This is a genomic window from Bacillus sp. V3B (assembly GCF_024494465.1).
Taxonomy (GTDB): domain Bacteria; phylum Bacillota; class Bacilli; order Bacillales; family Cytobacillaceae; genus Bacillus_BD.
Map to the genome: position 1 here is coordinate 45,101 of NZ_JAETXM010000013.1, position 21,062 is coordinate 66,162.

Genomic DNA, 21,062 nt, shown 5'->3' on the forward strand with positions numbered 1-21,062 from the left:
ATTTTCGATGTGAATAACCTTAAATTCAAGACTATTGAGTAGACAAATCAAATGATTTAAATTGATATTTCGATAACTATATTGACATCGTACTACCATTGATAGATATTCAACAACTATGAAATTAATCTTCCCCCTTAATATTGAATATTAAGTTTATAATCATATGATAACGCTTACATAATTATTAAACAATGACACTAACTGTTTGAAAAATTATTTAAATCAAACATAAATTGTTAGTTTTTGTCGCATTTTGATAGAATTCACCTAAAGAAACATTTATATTTCATTGTGATCATACGATGTCATCGTTCTTTTTGTTTAATCATCTTGTTACAACTAAAAAACTGTAGCGTGAGTAGGGTCAGTTTCTTACATTAAAAAACTGTCCCAGCACGCTACAGGCCTCTGCATATATACGTTTCTTAACTGGTTAACATCACTTTTTCTTTAAGGGTGGCTGCTGCCTTTTGGGGATTTTCATCTTGACTAATTGCACTTATAACCGATACGCCATCCGCACCACCTTCGATAACAATAGCAGCATTCTTCGACGTAATCCCACCTATACCAACAATTGGAATCATCATCCCCTTAGCACGTAGTTCCTGGATAATTTTCACTCCTTGAACTTCCTTTGCATCTGCTTTTGTTTTAGTTGGAAAAATGGGACCTACCCCAAAATAATCCGCTCCCGCTTTCATGGCCATTGTTGCTTCCTCAAAATTATGAACAGATACACCTAGAATTTTATCTTTTATTTTTTCCTTCACCATAAGAGCAGGTTCATCTTCTTGACCAATGTGAACACCATCCGCATTGATGGCAAGTGCTAAATCAATGTCATCATTCACAATAAAGGGGATTTTTGCCTGCCGACAAAGAAATTGAAGTTCTTCTGCTAGTGCATATTTTTCTTTTCCACTTAAAGTATCTTTGCTCTTTTCTCGAAATTGAAAACACGTAATTCCCCCTACTATTGCTTCTGACAAAACCTCACTCGGTTTATTCTGGCAATTTGAGGATCCCATAATAAAATAAACTTTCAAAGCGTCTCTCAATTCATTAACGCTCATAATTCTCATATGGATACCCTTCCTTTTCTTTTATACGCCCAATGGTTTGTAGGACCATGTCCATTTCCTATTTGCAAATCTTCTTCAATAGCCATAGAAATAAATCTTTTTGCTACAGACACAGCATCAAAAACGGATGCCCCTTTCGCTAGCTCTGCTGTCATCGCAGCAGAAAAAGTACAACCCGTTCCATGTGTATTTTTCGTAGCGATTCTTTTACTTTTAAAAGTAAAATGATCACCTTCGCTAAAGAGTAGATCAACAGATTCATTTGAATCTTGATCATGTCCACCCTTTATAACGACATGTTTTACTCCTAAATCAATGAATTTCTTTGCAGCCTCAATCTTGTCGCTATCTGTTTGGATGCGCATCCCTGTTATTTCTTCCGCCTCAGGAATATTCGGTGTTACAACATAGGCAAGTGGAAGCAAACGGTTTTTGAGGGCTGTGATCGCTTCTTGTTGTAGTAATGCCGAGCCACCTTTTGCGATCATAACCGGGTCAACCACAACTTTTCCCCAACCATATTTCTTTATTTTTTCAGCAACCACTTCGATTATCTCTGTTGAAAACAACATTCCCGTTTTTAATGCATCAACACCAATATCTTGTGAAACTGCATCGATTTGTGCAGCAACAAGCTCAGGTGGAATAGCATGTACCCCATGAACGCCTAATGTATTTTGCGCCGTAACAGCTGTTATTGCAGACATTCCAAATACATCTAATTCTTGAAATGTTTTTAAATCAGCTTGAATCCCAGCACCACCGCCACTATCTGATCCTGCTATTGTCAATGCTTTATTCATTGTTGTCAATTCCTCCTTATAGTTGTTTAAATGAAGCATATAAATCTATTTCTGATGAAGAAACTAAAGAAAGTTGATTCAAAAATTCTATTTGGAAACTGCCTGGACCTTTTTCTTCCGTTTTATTTGCGGCAAGTTCTGCAGCAACTCCATAAAATACAAGAGCAGAAGTCACCGCTTCTAAATCATTTTTCCCCACCGAGGCAAACGCTCCAACAACAGCTGATAACAGACAGCCAGTTCCAGTTACTTTCGTTAATATGGGGTGACCATTATGAACGACATAGGTCGTTGTACCATCGGAGATAATATCTTCTTTTCCTGTCACGACTACAACTGTATCAAGCTTTTTCGCAGCCAAAGTCGTGAGCTCAATGACATTTCCTCCACTACTTCCTACGTCTACCCCTTTAATAGCCCAATGTTCGCCTATCAGATTAGCGATTTCTGCTGCGTTTCCACGAATAACCGCAAACTTTATTTCTTGAATCAATTTCTGTGAGACTTTCGTACGAAAAGACGTTGCCCCGACGCCAACAGGATCTAAAATAACAGGAATATTATGCTCATTTGCTGATTTCCCAGCTATCATCATCGCCTCAACAGTCTCCCGATTTAGTGTTCCCATATTTAACACAACCGCATTGGCTACCTTTGCCATCTCAGATACTTCCTCCACAGCATCTGCCATGACAGGAGATGCCCCTAGTGCTAACAAACCATTAGCTGAAAAATTGGCCACAACAATATTGGTAATATTATGTATGAGTGGATTTATGTCCCTTACTTTTTTTATTAGCACAGATACTTTTGACTTTTCCATTTCTTTTCCTCCTTTACTGGTTAAAGGAAACTGCATAACGAGAGCAGCTCTATTGTCATTTTTTATTTCAAAATAAAAAATCAGATCCTATATAGGACCTGACTATGTTAGCAAGAAGAAAAGCGAGTAACTGCCCTACTTTCCTACGCCGGTATAATCCGGATCAGGTCCAGAGGGTTAAAAAACTGACTGTTTTTTTCTCAGCCCGATAACCGGACACCCCTAGTAGATTGATACATATTCTCTAATTATCATAGTTCTATTATGAAACATTGTAAAGAGAAAAGTCAAAAGGTATTGTATATATTTTCACATTCTTCTCCCGTTGGTTCATAAAAACAGTGCAGTTTATAACGTCCTGTATGTGGTTGGTCATACCAAGTAGGTGGGCAATCACCTTCTGGACGGAAATACCACAAACTAAATTTCGCAGGCCATAATCTTTCTCCACTAATAGCTCGGCGAGCTAAACGTCTTTCACTTTCTCTTGCTCGTTGATAAAAATACCCTTTTATCGTCGCTTCAAATGCATGTGGTTGATGAACCATTTGAGGGATGGTCCGAAGGCCTTTGAAATCTGAACAATTGGACCTTATACGATTAATTCCTACATTGCCTACCATGAGCATGCCTTGTTGCCCTTCTCCTTCGGCCTCTGCTCTAAGCAATCTTGCTAAAAGATCAATATCTGCACTGGATGCTTTTACAACTGCCATGATGTCACCTCCACTATATGTTCTCTTCTATCATAATGCCATTTTCTGTCCTATATGCCTAAGCTCATGAAATTAGCTAGTCTATCTTCTATTATTATTTAGTTCCAACGAAAAGCCTCGCTCTTAAGAGAGGAGCGAGGCTTTTCATTCGAATATCCTATTCATCTTTACTTGAAATGACACAATTCTCATCCGTACAAAGGGCATCTTCTGATTCTTCTGTAGTACGGCTTTGTAAAACCTTTGTTGGATTTTCCTCTTGCCATACTTTTTCGAGCGCGTTCAAAAATGTTTCAACTAGTTGAGCACCAGAAATCGTATATTTTTGATTGATGACAAAGAATGGTACACCACTAATACCATATTGCTTTGCAACACCTTGATCCATTCGAACATCATTCGCATAAGCATTCTTATCATGAAGGACGTTAAGTGCATCTTGACGATCCATTCCAACTGATTCAGCAATCGTAGCTAACGTTTCAACATCACCTAGATGCTTCGATTCTGTAAAATACCCAAACAGGGGCTTTTCTGTCAATTCGCGATCTTTATGGACAAACTTAATCAGACCATACCTCAATTTTCATTCATATACACCTCGTTCTTGTTCATGATTACCCTCCTACCATAGATAACAATAAAGGTATGCTCTGCCTTGTTTAAAACGGTTTATCAGTTTCACTTTAATTTGTACCGTTCTAAAAACATATTGTATGACCTAAGGGCCTTTACTTTTATTTCATTTCTTCGACCGCTTCCACTAATCGAAATAAAAAACGATAAATAGCACTATACGCTTCTTGTATCGTCCACTTTTCATTGTATTCATTTAAATCGTTCAAAGAAAAATTAAAATCCCACAGGCCATCATTTGGACTGAACATAAGATCAAAGGTTCCATCTTCTTTATGTAATTCACTTGTTAAAAACGTTTTCAAAGAAGCTTCTGCCTTTTTGGGCACCTTTAATCCTAACATGACATCATACGTTCCAAAGACACTATCTGCTTCAAAAGAAATGGCATCAACACCGATAATGTCGAACCATTTTGATTCCAAGTACATGAATTCGTTAATGTTATTTTTAAAATAATGAATGGATTGATCTAAAAAAGCAGACATTTCTTCTGCTAATAACTCTTCTGATTCCTTATCACATCGTTCAATATAAACATCTGTGAAACGAGAATGTGACTCCTTTTCCATAAATGACACATTTGCTTTTACATCTTCTGCAAGCAAATGATGTTTTTCAATATAGTCCTTCTCTTCTTTATAAATCTCTAATTGGAGCTGATCAGATTTCTGAATTTCTTTTTGATCTGCTAAGAGTTTCTCTGTGTATTGAATCATTTGTTTTTTTAACATTGTTTTAATCATCCTTCATTTATGTATTCACTAGTAATAGTATAACAAAAAGAGACAAAACGAAACTTGAATCTCGTTTTGTCTCTTTTATTTACTCATTCTTATCGAACTTTCTATTTTTCAATTCGATTAACATCATACTATTTTATTAATATTGCCTCTATTCTTTCTCATTAATTAATTCAACTGTAGCGACAAATATAAAATCGCTTGAATTACAGGTATAAAAAAACTCCACTTCCTCCATAAATATGGTAAGAGAAGTGGAATTTTATTTTTACTTTTTATTAAATTGTACAATTACAAATAATAATGATTATTTTCTAGTTTCAGATGCTGGAACACCAGCAATTCCCCAATGTGTTTTAGGCATCTCAGTAACCAATACTCGAACATTTTGTTTCGGTGCACCTAATGTTTCTGAAACAGTATCTGTAACATTACTGATTAATTCCTTAATTTTTTCAGGCGGTCTGCCTTCCATAATATTTACTTGTATTAGTGGCATTGTTATACCCCCCTTTCGATCATTTATAGTTCAAAGAATGACAGAATCATTTCATTTTGAATTATTCACCCATAGTGAATGTAACTTCACCTAGACCATCAAATTTACCAGTTACAAAATCACCTGAATTTAACAAAATAGCACCTGTTAATGCACCAGATAAAATAAGATCGCCCTTCTTAATTTTTTGTCCTTTTCTAGCAAGCATGTTAGCAAGTACAGCGATTGCATTAGCTGGATGTCCTAATACTGCAGCACCAGCTCCTAGGTCTTTAATTTGACCATTAATAGATAATGTTGCTCCTACTAAATCAAGATCAAGCTCACTTGGTTTTTTAAGCGTGTTACCAAATACAACTCTTGAAGTTGATGCATTATCAGCAATAACATCTGTTAATGTAAAGTTAAAGTTTTCATAGCGGCTGTCAATGATTTCAAGTGCAGGTAAAACATATTCTGTTTTCGCTAATACTTGAGCACCTGTAATTCCAGGACCTTCGATATCTTCACCGATAAGGAAAGCAATTTCAGCTTCTACTTTCGGATGGATTTGAAAAGGAACTACTCCACCGTTATCGACCAACATATAATCAAACACATAACCGTAGATAGGCTCATCCACACCCATTTGATCCCATTTTGCTTTACTTGTTAAGCCCATTTTAGGACCAACAATTTTGCGGCCTTCATCTAATTTTGTTTGGACAAGTAACTCTTGTGCTTGGTATGCTTCTTCAACCGTTAAATCAGGTTTGATTGTTGAAGTTACTTTAACCACTTCACGCTTTTCAACTTCTGCTGCTACTAAATAGTCTTTAATTTGTTTAATGATTTCGTTAGACATTCTTTTTCCTCCTTGATTGTTTCCATTCTATTTTCAAATCATGTACGATTATTTAAAATTAACGCTTACTTGTCCTAAATGAGCAAATCTTGCAGTGAAAGAATCTCCTGGGTTAGCAACTACCATTCCAGAAAGTGCACCAGAAAGAATGACTTCTCCTGCTTTTAGAGTAATATCATAATCAGCTAAACGATTGGCTAACCAGGCAACACATGTAGCAGGATTTCCTAAAGCTGCAGCGCCCACACCTGTATTTACCATTTCACCATTTTGTGATAGCACCATACCAACTAACTCAAGATCAATATCTTCAATCTTTGTTGGTTTTCCACCTAAAACATATAAGCCTGATGAAGCGTTATCTGCTACTGTATCTTGAAGTTTGATTTTCCAATCTTGCACACGGCTATCAACAATTTCCAAAGCAGGTAAAACATAATCTGTTGCTTGAATAACATCAACAGCTGTCACATTTGGTCCTTTTAGATCTTTTTTCAAAATAAATGCGATTTCTCCTTCAATTTTCGGTTGAAGCATTGTTTTGCAGTCGATTGTTCCACCATTTTCAACGACCATGCTGTCTAATAGGTGACCATAGTCTGGTTCATCAACACCTAACATTTTTTGTACAGCAATAGAAGTTAAGCCAATTTTCTTTCCTACAACTTTTTGTCCTTCACTTAATTTCTTTTTAATGTTTTCTAACTGAATGTAATAAGCCTCATCAACAGTAATTTCTGAATCTGTTACTGTTAGTGGATCGATCCCTACTTGAGTGGCTTCAGCTTCTAATAATTGAGCTGCAAACTTTTCAATTTTACTAGTCAATTGAATTCATCCTTTCTTTTCCACTATGTATTTTTTCGTAATCAAGCATACGAATTTTTAAATATGTTGCACGGTTAGCCCGTTTAACCGTGCAACATATAAAGTTAATGTAACTGATCTTATAGTTTAACGCAAATGTTAGTTAATTCTGTGTAGAATTCCCAGCTATGAACACCACCGACACGACCTAGTCCACTATCTTTCGTACCGCCAAATGGAGTTCTTAAATCACGTACGAACCAGCAGTTGATATAAGATAATCCAGATTCAATTGATTGTGCTACACGGTGTGCACGACGGATGTCATTAGTCCAAATTGTATTGCTTAAGCCCAAACGAGTATCGTTTGCTGCCGCAATCACTTCTTCTTCTGTGTCGAATGGAATGACTGTAACAACTGGTCCAAAGATTTCTTCGCGAACACAACGAGAGCTGTCATCTAAACCAGTAATAATAGTTGGTTCTATGAAATACCCTTTATCCAACCCTTCAGGACGTTTACCGCCTGTAACGAAAGTACCGCCTTCTTCTTCAGCAACTTTTAGGTAGCTCATTACTTTATCATAGTGTACTTTAGCAACTAATGCGCCTTGATCGTTGTCCAGATCAAATGGGTTACCAACTTTTAACTCTCTTGTTTTTGCTGCGAATTTTTCTACGAATTCATCAAAAATTGGGCGTTCAACATAAATTCTTGAACCGCATACACAAACTTCCCCTTGGTTTGTGAAACTTGATCTAACTGTAGTTGCAACTACTTCATCAATATCCACATCTGCAAAGATGATGTTAGGGTTTTTACCACCTAATTCAAAGGAAAGTTTTTTCAATGTTGGAGCAGCTTCCTCCATGATCTTAATACCTGTGCTTACTTGTCCGATAAAGCCGATACCTGCAATGTCAGGGTGTTTGTTGATTGCACTTCCAGCACCAGGTCCAAAACCGTGAACCATGTTCACAACACCATTAGGAACGCCAGCTTCTTCAAGAATCTCCATTAATAATGTTGCTGTCATTGGAGTTAATTCAGATGGCTTAATAACTACTGTACATCCTGCAGCTAAAGCTGGAGCTAATTTCCAAGTTAATAAGAATAATGGAAGATTCCATGGCTGGATTAATCCAACTACACCAATTGGACGGCGATATCCGTAGTTAATCGCATTATGAGTATCATCTTGGAATGATTCTGTTCCTACAGAAAGCATGTAGTCAGCAAAGAAATGGAAGTTTGCTGCTGCACGAGGAGCATCCACGTGACGTGAGAATTTAAGATGTTTACCATTATCTAATGATTCTAATTGTGCAATTTCTTCTTGTCTTGCTTCAAGAATGTCCCCAACTTTGCGGATAATTTTTGAACGTTCCTTTGTGCTCATTTTTCCCCATGGTCCTTCTTCAAAAGCACGTTTAGCAGCTTTAACCGCTAAATCAATATCTGCTGCGCTTCCTTCGGCAACTGTACCATAAACTTCTTCAGTTACAGGGTTAACATTATTAAAAGTTTTCTTATTAAGTGATTCTACATATTGTCCATCAATATAATGTAAACAGTCAAATGCTTTTACTATAGGTTCAACAATCGTTTTTGTTTCTACAGCCATTTTTTATTGCCTCCTTATATTTAAAAACTATTGAATTACTTTTCATAAACTCATGATAACGGTTGCGCGTTTCATATACAACTACCTAGTTGCTTTATATGAAATAAAATCAATTAATTAATTAAATATTTTTTCTTTTTGTTCCTAAACTGCGTCTATCATATGTACTCTTAAAAATTTTCATATTATTTCTTTTCATTACCCTCTTTTTCTGCTATATTTTTTCATATATAGCAACACTGTTTATTCATATGAAAAAATATAGCGTACAGGAGGATTAGTTATGGAACAAAATCATAAAGGTGACAATTACCTTTCGTCTGTAAAAAATGCTTTACGAATCTTAAATAGTTTTACAATGGATGAACCCGAGAAGAAGGTAAGCGATATTTCTTCTTCTCTAGGGTTAAACAAAAGTACCGTAAGTAGAACGATGGCAACGCTTGCAAGTGAAGGATTTGTATTCAAAGACCCCGAAACAAAAAAATACCGTTTAGGGTTCTCAATCCTTACCTTGAGTGGAATTATTAACAACAACATGGATATCGTTCGTGAGTCACAGCCCATTCTGAATAAATTAGTAGAAAGTATAGGTGAAACCGCTCACATTTCCATCTTCGACTATTTAGACGTTGTTTATTTACAAAAAGTAGAATGCAATCACCCTGTTAGATTTTTAACACATGTTGGGAAAAGAAATCCTCCCTATTGTACAAGTTCAGGTAAAGTACTCATGGCTTACTCAAGTCCAGATATAATTGAAAGCATCATCAATCAAGGATTGAAGCGATATACGAAAAATACCATTACAAACCCAGATCATTTGCGATCCCATCTAAATGAAATAAGAGAAAATGGCTATGCCTATAGCGTTGAGGAATTTTCTGAAGGGGGAGTTACCATTGCAGCCCCCATTTATGACTATACTGGAAAAGTAATTGCTGCACTTTCTGTCGTTGGGCCAAAACAGCGAATTCAGCAGCACAAAATTCCATCATTCGCTAAAAAGGTGATCAGTGCAAGTATGGAAATCTCTCGAAATATGGGCTATATACATTAAATGTAGTAGTGATACATCGGCTCAAAAGTATATGGAATCATTTACTACTACACTATTATCCTATCAAATATCTGAACTTGAGTAAAGTTTCGAATGTAGATATTTGTCATAAAAGAACGAAAATAAAGAATTCTATCGAAAAGGTGGAATTATTATTTAAATTACGGCACTCTACCCACCCAATATTTTGATGAAATAACAAATTCAAAATAAAAAGAGGCAATTTCTAATCGATTGAAGTCACTGAAAAAGTCCGTTTAAATAAAAGAAGTTAAATACCTATAGGTATTTAACTTCTTTTATTTACTGTATGTTGATGAAAATACCTATTAATTATTCAAAGTGAACACTTTTTAAGTTCCTTTAATTAGTTCAACTTTTTATTCATTGTTAATCACGTACACCGAGGGCAATTTTTGCATAGCGAGACATACGCTCTTTCCCCCAAGGTGGATTCCACACTATATCTATTTGGATATTTGTTAATTCTTTTATATTCATAGACAGTTTCATTTTAGAATCCGCTAAAATCTGACCAGCCATCGGGCATCCCATTGAAGTCATCGTCATTTTAATAAATGCTTGTTTTTCTTCATCCACCTCTACTTCATAAACAAGTCCTAAATTAACAATATCAATTCCAAGTTCAGGATCCATAACTTCTTCTAGAACTTCATATATTCGATCTACTAATTCTTTACTCACTGTATTCACCTCTTGATATTTTTTCACCATCTATTTTCCTCATCTTTTAGAATGATAATATTTCTCAATAAGAATATATCATACAAAAAGTAAAGAACTTGTGATGTATATCATACAAGAGGTATTATTTAAGACTACGATAGGATTACCTATTAAGCATACATGAAATAGGGCCCCATTTCTCTACTGTTTTATTGAAACCATCATTCTAATATATTTTTTAATAATAATGATTATGATTTCGATACCTTTGTTCATGACATGAATCACATATTTGGTAACGATGGTCCCATGATAATTTTTTGTTGCATTTTCTGCATCTTTTTTTGATATCCTTCACATCCGTTTTTAGCTTTTCATGAACGGCATCACTAATTTCTTCACGAATTCTTTCCCAATAAACGGCATCTGTTCGTTTATTTAAACGATACAAAAATAACAGATGAAGTCCGATCGCTTTATATGAAAGTTCTAGATTTTCTAAAGTTCGCTTTTTTATTTTAGGATCTGGTGGTTCTTTTCCCGCTACAATGGATTCAACTGACTGTTTCCACTGCCTTATTAAATCAGACTCTCTTGTAGAGAACGGCAAATGCAATAAACCATATAGATCCATGAGTGAAAGTCGTGCTTCCAGTTCAGTTCCTCTAATTAACTCATATAACTCCCGTTCCTCTAAGAGTGACGCTTTCTTTGTTCCTTTAGGACTTTTAAATTTATGCCACAGTTCAAAAAAAGTTCCCAAGTCTCGATAGTATTTTTGGAACCTTTCAAATACACTATTAGTTGGGGCAATGGCAAATGTATGAATGAGTTCATCCTCTTGTGTAAGAAGCTCTTCCATTTTTTTAATATTTTCAGTGAAGGCAACTTTTCCAATAGGATAAAGGCCTTTTCTACCTGCACGACCTGCAATTTGTTTCACTTCTTGTGAGGTAAGACGACGCCTCGACGTCCCATCAAATTTACTGTTTTCTAAAAAGATAATTCGGTGAATGGGTAGGTTTAACCCCATTCCAATGGCATCTGTGGAAACAACGATGCTTGTTTCCCCTTTAATAAAGCGTTCAACCTGCTTCTTTCTTGTTTCTGGAGGCATACTCCCGTAAATCATACTAACAGAATGTCCATCATTCTGAAGTCGAGAGGCTGTTTCCAGAACCCTCTTCCTCGAAAAGCAAATTAAGGCGTCCCCTTTTTTCACATGTTTAATTTTAAATTCTTTTTTCTCTACTTCAAGTGGCGTTTCTCTTCTATATTCAGTGATCTCCATTTCCGAGTCACCCAAAAGCTGAACGAGCATCTCTTTTGCATTGCGACTTGCTATAATATGGACTTCTTTTGCCTGTACTTTTGTAATCGCTTTATACCAAGAGAAACCGCGATCCTTATCAGAAATCATTTGTGATTCATCTATAACGACCACTTCATAAAAATCTTTTTCGTGAAACATCTCAACGGTAGATGAAATATGGCTGGCATGAGAAATTATTTTTTCCTCTTCCCCTGTTTTTAATGAACATGGTGTCCCTTGTGCATTTAAGAAATCAAATACTTCTAGCGCTAGTAAACGCAAGGGGGCTAAGTATATTCCACTTTCAGCTTGCATCAACCGTTGGAGTGCATGATACGTTTTCCCCGTATTTGTCTCACCAATATGCAGAACGTAACGAACATCTCTACCCTTTGGTGGATTATACTCCCGTTCAAAAATATCATTTAAAATGCGAGCTTCTTCTTCTTTTTTTCGCTGAATTTCAGCTCTTTCCTCTGCTTTTCTTTGCTCTCGCAACTGTACATCCTGGATAAATAATTTCTCATGTTCTTCTAATTCAAAAGAAATATCTGCAAGCCTCATTAAATCCGCAATATATTCATCTTCAATATAAGTCATGATTCTATCACTTATTTGATCCATCATGTTATCGATGCAATCGTCCAAAGCTGAATTCACTACAGAATCTTCATAACTAGAAGTCAAATCAGGAGAAAGAATTTGGTGAATATGTTCTCGTACAATATCGAAAAGATACTGATAAATAACAATTTGATATGTATCAAAGTAGGTCTCATATTCATAATCATACCGATCCCAGTGTGAGACCTTTTGAATTTCACCTGTTAACTCAGTGAAAAAATCCCCTACTGTTGAATAATCCGATGTTTCAAAAGTTCCTTGGGGCACTAGCCTTTCTCCTATTGCAAATGGGTCAATCGACTGATATCTTATTTTCGATTGAAAATCACCTTTTATTCGATCAGCAACAAATTTTCTTGTTCGCAAATAAAAAAAATGTTGATATTCACTCATTAACCGCTCAACTTCTGTTTCAATCATTTCAGTGAATTGTTTCTTTGCAGCTACAGCTGCCTGCTCTGCTAAGCGCTTTTTATAGTTCATCCTTGCCATTTCATACAATTCAGACCAATATTCATCCTGTTCAGCAAACATTTCTTGAACCCAATCTTTAATAGGAAATGGTTGATAGGTTTTTATTTTAGAACGAAATAATTTATTGATTATTTTCCGGTCAACACCTTCAACCTCATATCCCTTTGTACTTAAATACTGTTTTTTTTCTACACGAGGAACTTGATTTGAAGCGCGATTCATCCATACATTTATCCAAATTTGCTCAATATAATGTTTTCTCTCGTTCACATACTCATCAAAGGTAGGGATCTTCTCTTTATCTTGCAAAAAAAAGATAATATCATCACGTACCTTTTGTTTTGTATGCTCTACCGCCTCAGGATATACGGAAGCTAATCTTTTCATATGATGACCTCCTTCTCAAATAAATCCTTAAATAACCTCTAATTTTGTAAGTATCTATCTATATTTTAGAACATTTGTTTCTAATTGTCGAATTATTCTATCCTTATTATTAGTCTAATAACCAAAAAGCTTTCACAAATTAATCAAATTAAAAAAGTGGTATGGGCTTTGCCATACCACTTCAAAAAAAGTTAAATGGTTTCTAACATAATTGGACAGTGATCGCTGCCTAAAATATCACTATGGATATCGGCATCCTTTAAGCTGTCCGCCATTCTTTCTGATACAAGAAAATAGTCTATCCGCCAACCAATATTACGCTCACGAACTTTACTCATATAAGACCACCATGTATAAGAATCCATTTGGTCTGGATAAAAGTAACGGAAACTATCTATAAATCCCGCTGCTAATAAAAGGGACATTTTATTTCTTTCTTCGTCTGTAAAACCTGAATTCCCTATATTCGGTTTTGGATTTCTAAGGTCAATTTCATTATGAGCCACATTTAAATCTCCACAAAAAATAACTGGTTTATGTTCATTTAGTTTGATTAAATGCTCTCTCATCCCATCTTCCCAAATTAAGCGGTACTCCAATCTTGTTAAATCACGTTTTGAATTTGGCGTATACACATTCACTACATAATAAGTTTCAAATTCTAATGTAATCACTCGACCTTCTCGATCAGGCTCTTCTAACTCAATCCCATATGTAACAGAAATTGGTTCCTTTTTTGAAAAAATAGCTGTTCCAGAATATCCTTTTCTTTCAGCATAATTCCAAAACTGATGGTAACCTTCTAACTCAAGAGAAATTTGATTTTCTTGTAACTTTGTTTCCTGTATACAAAAAATATCTGCATCTACTTGTTGAAAATAATCCAAAAATCCTTTACGTACACACGCCCTAATTCCATTCACATTCCATGAGACTAATTTCATTACATTTTCCCCTTGTTGTCTTTAAGTTTACAGATACATCCTTTTTATTAATGGCTGTGTTAAATAATAATGTTGACGGTCGAATGTCCTTTGATATACGCGTCCATTAAGTTATTTATTCTGAATAAAACACATGGCCACATACACCAAAGACCATTTATCAACAATAACCTTTAATACAGCCTTATCAATAACCATTATCTTGACGTTTATGATTAATTTCATTTTTCCTCATATAGGCTTGTTCGATTTGATCCCAATTGAACCCAAGCATTTTTCCAAGATTTAAATAAGTTGCAAAAGCGTCAATGTAATGGAAACCGTCTTGGTTTATTTCCATTTTAAGTATTTTTCCCATATTTACTTTAAAAGCTGTAACAAGTGATACTTGTTTTGTAGAAAGATTAAAATCATTTACATATAGCTCGTACAATCGGTCAACATCGTATTGATAATAGTTTGCGATACTTAAGAAAAAGTGTAGCGAGTCAACATATTCTTCTAAAAGAACATTTTCCTCACTCGGCCCTTTTGTACTCCAATGTTTAAAGCAACGCGTTTCATTAGCCAATTCACTTATTTCAACCAACAAAGCGAGAATTTTGTTTTCTTCTAAATCTTTACCTTCTAATTGATGCTCTTTAATGATTCGATCATCGAGTACTTTTTGCATTTTACATAACTTTTTAACATTCATTCATTCTTCATCCTCTATCATCATCTTATCTCTCAGTTATTATGAGCCTAACATCAGAATAACAAGTCAAACCTCTAATTATATTACCATTTATTTACTAATACTATTTTTCCAATCGCTTTATTGGATTCTAAATATTGATGAGCTTTAGACACTTCATCAAATGTAAATCGTTTTTGATCAATTAATGGACGTAGTTTTCCGTTCTCAATAATTGAAGTAATATTCTTTAGAATATCCCCATTTTGCTTACGATGATCTTCATTTAAAATATGTAGAAGCATAAAAACAACATGAAAAGATAAGGCTTTTGAATGAAGTGGGGTCAAATCATGTGTCGATCTTGCTGCAATTGCTACAACTGTCCCATGTAGGGCTGCAGCTTGAAAAGATCGATCGAGATTTTCACCACCAACCGTATCAAAAATATACTTAAAACCTTGTCCATTCGTATACTGATCAACATAATCTTTCACAGATGTTTCCTTATAATTAATTACCGCATCTGCTCCAAGTTCTTTTGCTATCTGACGCTTTTCTGGTGTAGAAGCTGTTGTATATACTTTGGCTCCGGCCCACTTCGCTAACTGAATCGCTACATGCCCAACCCCACCAGTTGCTCCATGAATTAAAATGTCATCACCAGCTGTTATTTTCGCACGATCGAACAGTGCCTCCCATGCCGTTATAGCAACAAGTGGAATCGCTGCTGCTTCTTCCATGGATAAGTTTTTCGGTTTGCGAGCAAGTAATCTAGCATCAGCAAGCATATACTCGGCTAGTGCACCACCTGTCCCCTTAAATCCACCTGCACAACTATATACTTCATCACCTTTCTTAAATTCCGAAACACCTTCTCCAACTTCCGTTACAATTCCTGCAACATCCCCATGTAATATAGCAGGTAACACAGGGGAAACAGCAGGTACTACGCCACTACGAACTTTCGTATCTATCGGGTTCACACTCGTGGCCTTCACTTGAATGAGGACATGACCTGGCCTGACAAGAGGGATGTCCACTTCTTCTAATTGAAATGCAGAGACATCTCCGTATGAATGAATAACTTGTGCTTTCAAATGAATCGCTCCCATTATCTTATTTATTAAAATTCCTTCTCTATTGTATCATGAAAAAGAGAGCACCATTAACGGTGCTCCCTCATTAATCTTTTATTTTGCAGCTACCGCTACTTCTTCTTTTTTTTCATGACGAATCGTTGCTTGTGCAGCAGCAAGACGTGCTAATGGTACACGGTATGGTGAACAGCTGACATAATCTAATCCTGCTTTGTAACAGAATTCAATAGAGCTTTTTTCACCGCCATGCTCCCCACAAATACCTGTTTTCAACTTCGGCTTAACAGAACGGCCAAGCTTGACTCCTGTTTCAACTAGTTTACCAACTCCTTGTTGATCAAGAACAGCAAATGGATTTTCCGGAAGAACTTTTTGCTCTGTATATGCTTGTAAAAACTTTCCTTCTGCATCATCACGGCTATAGCCAAAGGTTGTCTGCGTTAAGTCATTTGTTCCAAATGAGAAAAAGTCAGCTTCTTCTGCAATTTCATCAGCGGTTAAAGCAGCACGTGGAATTTCAATCATCGTTCCTACTAAATAATCAAAACCAATACCGTTCTCTTCCTTCACTTTATCCGCTGTCTCATTAACAAGTTGACGCATACGTTTTAGCTCATTTACATGACCTACTAATGGAATCATGATTTCTGGTTTCACTAGTAATCCTTTTTCCGTTAACGTTACAACCGCATTAAAGATTGCTCTTGCTTGCATTTCATAAATTTCTGGGAATATCATACCTAAACGACAACCACGATGTCCAAGCATTGGATTAAACTCTGCTAATTGATTGACCTTTTTCAAAAGAAACTCTTTTTCCTTCAATTCTGCTGAATCAGGAGCTGTCAGTTGAAGCGTCGTCACTTCTACTAAAAGTTCTTCTTTATCTGGTAAAAATTCATGCATTGGAGGATCAAGTAAGCGAATCGTAACCGGATGACCTTCCATGGCTTCAAAAATGCCTTCAAAATCACCTTGTTGCATTGGCAAAAGTTTTTCAAGTGCTATCATACGTTCATCATAATTTTCTGCTAGAATCATTTCCTGAACAATCGGAATCCGTTTTGGGTCCATGAACATATGCTCTGTACGACATAAACCAATTCCACCCGCACCGAATTCTAATGCTTTTTTAGCATCTTCTGGATTATCAGCATTTGCACGAACACCTAAGAATCTAGCTTCGTCTGCCCAAGAGAGTAAAAGTTGGAATTCATCAGAAAGTTGTGGATCAATCATTGGGATTTCACCTAACATAATTTCCCCTGTTGAGCCGTCAATCGTAATAATATCTCCATATTGAACAACCGTGTCCCCTACAGAAAATTTCTTAGCATTCAAATCAATTTTTAATGTTTCACAACCACAAATACAAGCTTTTCCCATTCCGCGTGCTACTACAGCAGCGTGACTTGTCATTCCACCACGACTTGTCACAATGGCTTGTGCAGCTACAATGCCATGTATATCATCTGGAGTTGTTTCTGGACGTACGAGAATCACTTTTTTACCTTCATTGCCTAATTGCTCTGCTTCATCTGCATCGAATACAACTGCCCCTGTTGCCGCACCAGGTGATGCAGGTAATCCTTTTGCCAATTGTTTACGTTCAAACGAATCATCAATACGACGATGAAGCAATTGATCCAATTGCTCTGGATCTACACGAAGTAACGCAGTCTTTTTATCAATAATCCCTTCTTTTACCATTTCAACAGCAATCCGGATAGCCGCTTGTGCTGTACGCTTTCCAGTTCGAGTTTGCAAAATATAAAGTTCTCCACGTTCAACCGTAAATTCAATATCTTGCATATCTTGATAATGCTGTTCAAGCAGTTGACATGTATCTGTAAATTTCTTAAATACATTTGGCATATCCTGTTCAAGTATATGAATCGGTTGTGGTGTGCGAATTCCTGCAACTACATCTTCCCCTTGAGCATTAATTAAATATTCTCCATAAAGGATATGTTCTCCGGTTGAAGGATTACGTGTAAAAGCAACACCTGTTCCAGAATCGTTCCCCATATTACCAAAGACCATACTTTGAATGTTAACAGCGGTTCCCAGATGATCAGGTATTTTGTTTAGGCGACGATAAATAATAGCCCGTTGATTATTCCAAGAATCAAAGACAGAATTAATGGATAAAAACATTTGTTGTTTTGGATCTTGTGGAAAATCATTTTTCGTATGCTTTTTAACAATTCCCTTATAACCTTCAATAACTTCCTTCCAATCTTCAGCTGTTAATTCAGGATCCGTTGTATAACCCTTTTTCTCTCTTATTTCTTCTAAATATTGTTCAAAGTAAAAAACATCAATACTTAAAACTACATTACTAAACATTTGAATAAAACGACGGTAAGAATCATAGGCAAAACGAGCGTTTCCTGTTAAGTGAGCCACGCCTTTAACTGTTTCGTCGTTCATTCCTAGGTTCAAAACGGTATCCATCATTCCAGGCATAGAGAAAACGGATCCTGATCGAACAGAGACAAGCAATGGATTCGTTGGATCACCTAGCTTCTTACCTGTTTTTTCTTCAAGGGTTTGAAGTGCCGATAATATTTGAACTTCTACAGGTTCTGATATTTTCTTTCCCGCTTCGTAGTAATCATTACAAGCTTGCGTTGAAATAGTAAAACCAAAAGGAACAGGAAGACCAATTTTTGTCATTTCTGCTAGATTAGCTCCTTTTCCACCAAGTAAATCTTTCATTTCACTATTTCCTTCATTAAATAGGTAAACAAATTTATTCATCATCATTGACCCCTTCCACTTTTCAACACGTCAGTAATTAATCCTGCTGTCTCTTCAACAGCTTTATTCGAAACATTAATGATCGGGCATCCAACCCGTTTCATAATTTTTTCAGCATATTCCAATTCTTCAAGAATTCTTTCAAAACTTGCATAATTTGCTTCTGATTTTAACCCCATTGAAATGAGACGTTCTTTTCGAATTTCATTTAATTTATCTGGTGTAATAATCAATCCAACACATTTATTTCGTCGAACACGAAAAAGCTCGTCAGGAGGTGAAACTTCAGGAACTAACGGGACATTCGCCACCTTATACCCTTGATGGGCAAGATACATCGAGAGCGGTGTTTTGGATGTACGAGAAACACCAATTAATACAATATCAGCACGTATCACCCCACGTGGGTCACGACCATCATCATATTTAACGGCAAATTCAATCGCTTCCACCCTTCTAAAATAATCATCATCTAGCTTTCTCAATAATTTAGGTTGATGATTAGGCTCCTTTTTAAACTGTTTCTTAAAGGCACCCATTAGCGGATTCAATAAATCAACAGCCATAATCCCCTCTTCATTTGCACGCTGATCTAAATATGCCTTCAATTCAGGGATAACAATCGTATAAGCAATAATAGAATTACTCTGCATGGCTATTTGAATAACTGCTTCAATATCTTCCGTATCCTCAGCGTAGGAATGGCGGCGAATATCCACCTGACCCCCATTAAACTGAGTAGCCACCGCTTTTACAACAAACTCAGCGGTTTCCCCAACTGAATCTGAAACTACGTAAACAACTTCTTTTTCTGAAAATATAATGTTCACACCCTTTTCTTCGATGAGGGATTTTAGAAACCTATTAGAGCTGGATTTTCTTCAATCATCCATATATAAAATGTATTATTTTCCCAGATAAAAAGTAACTCTTTTAAAGGAACTCTTTAATATCTTGCTCAAACCCACCACCACTAATAAATTATTTATTATTTTTAAATAGGTTATACTTTTTATGAATATAGCATAACACATTAAAAAAAACTCGTGTACTATTTTTTGTGAAAAAATAAACATTTTTTTAGAAAGTAAGCACTTTCAAATTTATTATATTACAAAAAAAGATAGATAAGTAGACTTCGAAAGCTACTTTTATCTATCTTTTCTCTTATTTATTTATTTTAAACATCATTATAGTTATACATGCTTGATCAACCTGTTTAATTATTCCTTCACATATTCAATAAAGTTCTCTCGCGACTTCCTCTATTTTTTGCCCGACAGCAATCGTAAACTCTTCTGTCATTTCTGGTATACTTGATTTTAAAATAGGATTGACTATTTTGGCTAACGTTCCTTCTGCAGTAATATCAAGATAACCGGTCATGCTTGTTTTATTCTTTGTAAGTATCGTTGCCTCAAAGTAACCACTCCCTATAAACTTTTCATTCAAACCGATAAGAATAAAATTCACCTTTTCTGGTTCAACCCAATCCGTTATTTCTACTTTTAAATGAATTTTTTTCTTCATAACCCCTAGATTACTTTTAAACTTCCAAGTTGATTCTCTTTCATTGAGAATCTCGTGTTCTATATAGCCTGGAACAAGCGGAGCCCAATGATCCATTGAATGAACAAACTTCCAAACTGTATGAATAGGTACATTAACGACCATTTTGTGTAAATGAGAAGACATAAAAACACCTCCTTTATTGTCGCTGTTCATGGTATAGTCATATTCCATGTTACTTCGTAATATTCATTTTTTATAAAAACAAAGATAGTGAAGTAGGATACAAAAGTAAACAGATCTCAAATCTATAGTTTCTAGAATAAAGTCAAAAAAGTGTTCCTTTGTGAAGGAACACTCATGAAAGCTAATCAATAAGCTCTTTATCAATTTTTTGATCTAAACGCTGTAATAAACGGTATGCACGATGTTGTTCAATTTTTCTGTAATGATGACTTCCCCCGGGCTCCTCATCTTTTTCATCCGCTTTTTTAATAATTGCTTGTAACGGTGTCCTGACAATTTCACCACCAGGAAAATAAGAATCTGTATGAAATAAAATTGCTAAAGCGATTTCCTTTGCTTTTATTGGATTTTCTCCAAGTCGAATCAATAATTTATGGGCTCTTTCTGCCCCTTTTATCGCATGAATATCATTTTGCCGGTACAAGTCGTAGTCCCATTTCCCATTTTTGTACCAAGTGTAATGTCCAATATCATGTAAAAAGCCCGCTTTAGCAGCACTATCTACATCAACATTATTCTTCTTAGCGTATTGAAAGGCATGATAAGATACAGCAATGGCATGAGCTAAACCAGATCGTTTCACATATTTTTGGGCAATTCGATGGTTAAAAATATCTATTAACGAAACATCTCTCATATATTCTCCCTCCATTAAATAAGTCACTGACCATCTTATCTAAGAAAACGAGCAAAATA

Annotated in this window: 19 protein-coding genes, 1 pseudogene and 1 riboswitch; of the genes and pseudogenes, 1 reads left to right on the forward strand and 19 read right to left on the reverse strand. The window is 35.7% G+C overall.

Features of this window, described 5'->3' with window-relative positions; genetic code table 11:
- Window positions 1-428: 428 nt before the first annotated feature.
- The 10 genes and pseudogenes from thiE to JMM81_RS14725 form a co-directional block, all read right to left on the reverse strand.
- Complete coding sequence (thiE, locus tag JMM81_RS14680) at window positions 429-1,079, reverse strand: thiamine phosphate synthase (protein ID WP_375162392.1); 651 nt, start codon at window positions 1,077-1,079, stop codon at window positions 429-431.
- A gap of 5 nt (window positions 1,080-1,084) precedes the next feature.
- Window positions 1,085-1,891 (reverse strand): bifunctional hydroxymethylpyrimidine kinase/phosphomethylpyrimidine kinase, encoded by an 807-nt coding sequence (thiD, locus tag JMM81_RS14685; protein ID WP_256242313.1) that lies wholly within the window; start codon window positions 1,889-1,891, stop codon window positions 1,085-1,087.
- A gap of 16 nt (window positions 1,892-1,907) precedes the next feature.
- Window positions 1,908-2,714 carry a hydroxyethylthiazole kinase gene (gene thiM / locus JMM81_RS14690; RefSeq protein WP_256242314.1) on the reverse strand — a complete coding sequence of 269 codons (807 nt, stop codon included), beginning with the start codon at window positions 2,712-2,714 and terminating at the stop codon, window positions 1,908-1,910.
- A 123-nt stretch (window positions 2,715-2,837) separates the two neighbouring features.
- Window positions 2,838-2,948, reverse strand: a riboswitch (TPP riboswitch).
- Between the two features lie 53 nt (window positions 2,949-3,001).
- Window positions 3,002-3,430, reverse strand: coding sequence for a cell wall hydrolase (locus tag JMM81_RS14695; RefSeq protein WP_256242315.1), 429 nt, complete (start codon window positions 3,428-3,430; stop codon window positions 3,002-3,004).
- Window positions 3,431-3,587: 157 nt separating this feature from the next.
- Window positions 3,588-3,983 (reverse strand): annotated as a pseudogene (locus JMM81_RS14700) (DsbA family oxidoreductase); the annotation flags it as partial.
- A 184-nt stretch (window positions 3,984-4,167) separates the two neighbouring features.
- Entirely contained in the window at window positions 4,168-4,800 is a 633-nt protein-coding gene (locus JMM81_RS14705; RefSeq protein ID WP_256242316.1) for a branched-chain amino acid aminotransferase, read from the reverse strand.
- 316 nt (window positions 4,801-5,116) lie between these two features.
- Window positions 5,117-5,308 carry a 4-oxalocrotonate tautomerase gene (locus JMM81_RS14710; RefSeq protein WP_256242317.1) on the reverse strand — a complete coding sequence of 64 codons (192 nt, stop codon included), beginning with the start codon at window positions 5,306-5,308 and terminating at the stop codon, window positions 5,117-5,119.
- A gap of 61 nt (window positions 5,309-5,369) precedes the next feature.
- On the reverse strand, window positions 5,370-6,152 hold the full coding sequence (locus JMM81_RS14715; protein ID WP_256242318.1) for a 2-keto-4-pentenoate hydratase: 783 nt from the start codon (window positions 6,150-6,152) through the stop codon (window positions 5,370-5,372).
- A gap of 48 nt (window positions 6,153-6,200) precedes the next feature.
- Window positions 6,201-6,980 carry a 2-keto-4-pentenoate hydratase gene (locus JMM81_RS14720; protein WP_256242319.1) on the reverse strand — a complete coding sequence of 260 codons (780 nt, stop codon included), beginning with the start codon at window positions 6,978-6,980 and terminating at the stop codon, window positions 6,201-6,203.
- Window positions 6,981-7,099: 119 nt separating this feature from the next.
- Window positions 7,100-8,584 carry an aldehyde dehydrogenase gene (locus JMM81_RS14725; RefSeq protein WP_256242320.1) on the reverse strand — a complete coding sequence of 495 codons (1,485 nt, stop codon included), beginning with the start codon at window positions 8,582-8,584 and terminating at the stop codon, window positions 7,100-7,102.
- A 283-nt stretch (window positions 8,585-8,867) separates the two neighbouring features.
- On the opposite strand from JMM81_RS14725, the gene JMM81_RS14730 reads away from it, so the two are divergent.
- Window positions 8,868-9,644: an IclR family transcriptional regulator gene (locus JMM81_RS14730; protein WP_256242321.1), complete on the forward strand. Its 777-nt coding sequence runs from the start codon at window positions 8,868-8,870 to the stop codon at window positions 9,642-9,644.
- A gap of 390 nt (window positions 9,645-10,034) precedes the next feature.
- Here the strand turns inward: JMM81_RS14730 and JMM81_RS14735 are convergent, their stop codons facing one another.
- The 9 genes from JMM81_RS14735 to JMM81_RS14775 all read right to left on the reverse strand — a co-directional run bounded on the left by JMM81_RS14735 (window position 10,035) and on the right by JMM81_RS14775 (window position 21,003).
- Complete coding sequence (locus JMM81_RS14735) at window positions 10,035-10,379, reverse strand: metal-sulfur cluster assembly factor (protein ID WP_256242322.1); 345 nt, start codon at window positions 10,377-10,379, stop codon at window positions 10,035-10,037.
- 190 nt (window positions 10,380-10,569) lie between these two features.
- Window positions 10,570-13,128 carry a DEAD/DEAH box helicase gene (locus tag JMM81_RS14740; RefSeq protein ID WP_256242323.1) on the reverse strand — a complete coding sequence of 853 codons (2,559 nt, stop codon included), beginning with the start codon at window positions 13,126-13,128 and terminating at the stop codon, window positions 10,570-10,572.
- Between the two features lie 191 nt (window positions 13,129-13,319).
- Window positions 13,320-14,072: an exodeoxyribonuclease III gene (locus JMM81_RS14745; protein WP_256242324.1), complete on the reverse strand. Its 753-nt coding sequence runs from the start codon at window positions 14,070-14,072 to the stop codon at window positions 13,320-13,322.
- Window positions 14,073-14,259: 187 nt separating this feature from the next.
- On the reverse strand, window positions 14,260-14,769 hold the full coding sequence (locus tag JMM81_RS14750; protein ID WP_256242325.1) for a dUTP diphosphatase: 510 nt from the start codon (window positions 14,767-14,769) through the stop codon (window positions 14,260-14,262).
- 83 nt (window positions 14,770-14,852) lie between these two features.
- A complete protein-coding gene (locus JMM81_RS14755; protein WP_256242326.1) occupies window positions 14,853-15,848 on the reverse strand; it encodes a zinc-dependent alcohol dehydrogenase family protein in 996 nt (331 codons plus the stop codon).
- A 93-nt stretch (window positions 15,849-15,941) separates the two neighbouring features.
- Window positions 15,942-18,611: a pyruvate, phosphate dikinase gene (ppdK, locus tag JMM81_RS14760; RefSeq protein ID WP_256242327.1), complete on the reverse strand. Its 2,670-nt coding sequence runs from the start codon at window positions 18,609-18,611 to the stop codon at window positions 15,942-15,944.
- 2 nt (window positions 18,612-18,613) lie between these two features.
- Window positions 18,614-19,432, reverse strand: coding sequence for a pyruvate, water dikinase regulatory protein (locus JMM81_RS14765; RefSeq protein WP_375162393.1), 819 nt, complete (start codon window positions 19,430-19,432; stop codon window positions 18,614-18,616).
- A 418-nt stretch (window positions 19,433-19,850) separates the two neighbouring features.
- The gene (locus JMM81_RS14770; protein WP_256242329.1) at window positions 19,851-20,306 is read right to left on the reverse strand and encodes an SRPBCC family protein; all 456 of its coding nucleotides are present in this window, start codon (window positions 20,304-20,306) and stop codon (window positions 19,851-19,853) included.
- Window positions 20,307-20,487: 181 nt separating this feature from the next.
- Window positions 20,488-21,003, reverse strand: a complete 516-nt coding sequence (locus JMM81_RS14775; RefSeq protein WP_256242330.1) for an HD domain-containing protein — start codon at window positions 21,001-21,003, stop codon at window positions 20,488-20,490.
- Window positions 21,004-21,062: the final 59 nt, after the last annotated feature.

Excerpts from the sequence above, each read along its gene's own strand:
- JMM81_RS14740 (WP_256242323.1), bottom strand. The coding sequence starts at position 13,128 with ATGAAAAGATTAGCTTCCGTATATCCTGAGGCGGTAGAGCATACAAAA.
- JMM81_RS14725 (WP_256242320.1), bottom strand. The coding sequence starts at position 8,584 with ATGGCTGTAGAAACAAAAACGATTGTTGAACCTATAGTAAAAGCATTT.
- thiD (WP_256242313.1), bottom strand. The coding sequence starts at position 1,891 with ATGAATAAAGCATTGACAATAGCAGGATCAGATAGTGGCGGTGGTGCT.
- JMM81_RS14735 (WP_256242322.1), bottom strand. The coding sequence starts at position 10,379 with ATGGTGAAAAAATATCAAGAGGTGAATACAGTGAGTAAAGAATTAGTA.
- JMM81_RS14730 (WP_256242321.1), top strand. The coding sequence starts at position 8,868 with ATGGAACAAAATCATAAAGGTGACAATTACCTTTCGTCTGTAAAAAAT.
- JMM81_RS14710 (WP_256242317.1), bottom strand. The coding sequence starts at position 5,308 with ATGCCACTAATACAAGTAAATATTATGGAAGGCAGACCGCCTGAAAAA.
- JMM81_RS14745 (WP_256242324.1), bottom strand. The coding sequence starts at position 14,072 with ATGAAATTAGTCTCATGGAATGTGAATGGAATTAGGGCGTGTGTACGT.
- thiM (WP_256242314.1), bottom strand. The coding sequence starts at position 2,714 with ATGGAAAAGTCAAAAGTATCTGTGCTAATAAAAAAAGTAAGGGACATA.
- ppdK (WP_256242327.1), bottom strand. The coding sequence starts at position 18,611 with ATGAATAAATTTGTTTACCTATTTAATGAAGGAAATAGTGAAATGAAA.
- JMM81_RS14750 (WP_256242325.1), bottom strand. The coding sequence starts at position 14,769 with ATGAATGTTAAAAAGTTATGTAAAATGCAAAAAGTACTCGATGATCGA.
- JMM81_RS14695 (WP_256242315.1), bottom strand. The coding sequence starts at position 3,430 with ATGGCAGTTGTAAAAGCATCCAGTGCAGATATTGATCTTTTAGCAAGA.
- JMM81_RS14775 (WP_256242330.1), bottom strand. The coding sequence starts at position 21,003 with ATGAGAGATGTTTCGTTAATAGATATTTTTAACCATCGAATTGCCCAA.
- JMM81_RS14715 (WP_256242318.1), bottom strand. The coding sequence starts at position 6,152 with ATGTCTAACGAAATCATTAAACAAATTAAAGACTATTTAGTAGCAGCA.
- JMM81_RS14705 (WP_256242316.1), bottom strand. The coding sequence starts at position 4,800 with ATGTTAAAAAAACAAATGATTCAATACACAGAGAAACTCTTAGCAGAT.
- thiE (WP_375162392.1), bottom strand. The coding sequence starts at position 1,079 with ATGAGCGTTAATGAATTGAGAGACGCTTTGAAAGTTTATTTTATTATG.
- JMM81_RS14770 (WP_256242329.1), bottom strand. The coding sequence starts at position 20,306 with ATGTCTTCTCATTTACACAAAATGGTCGTTAATGTACCTATTCATACA.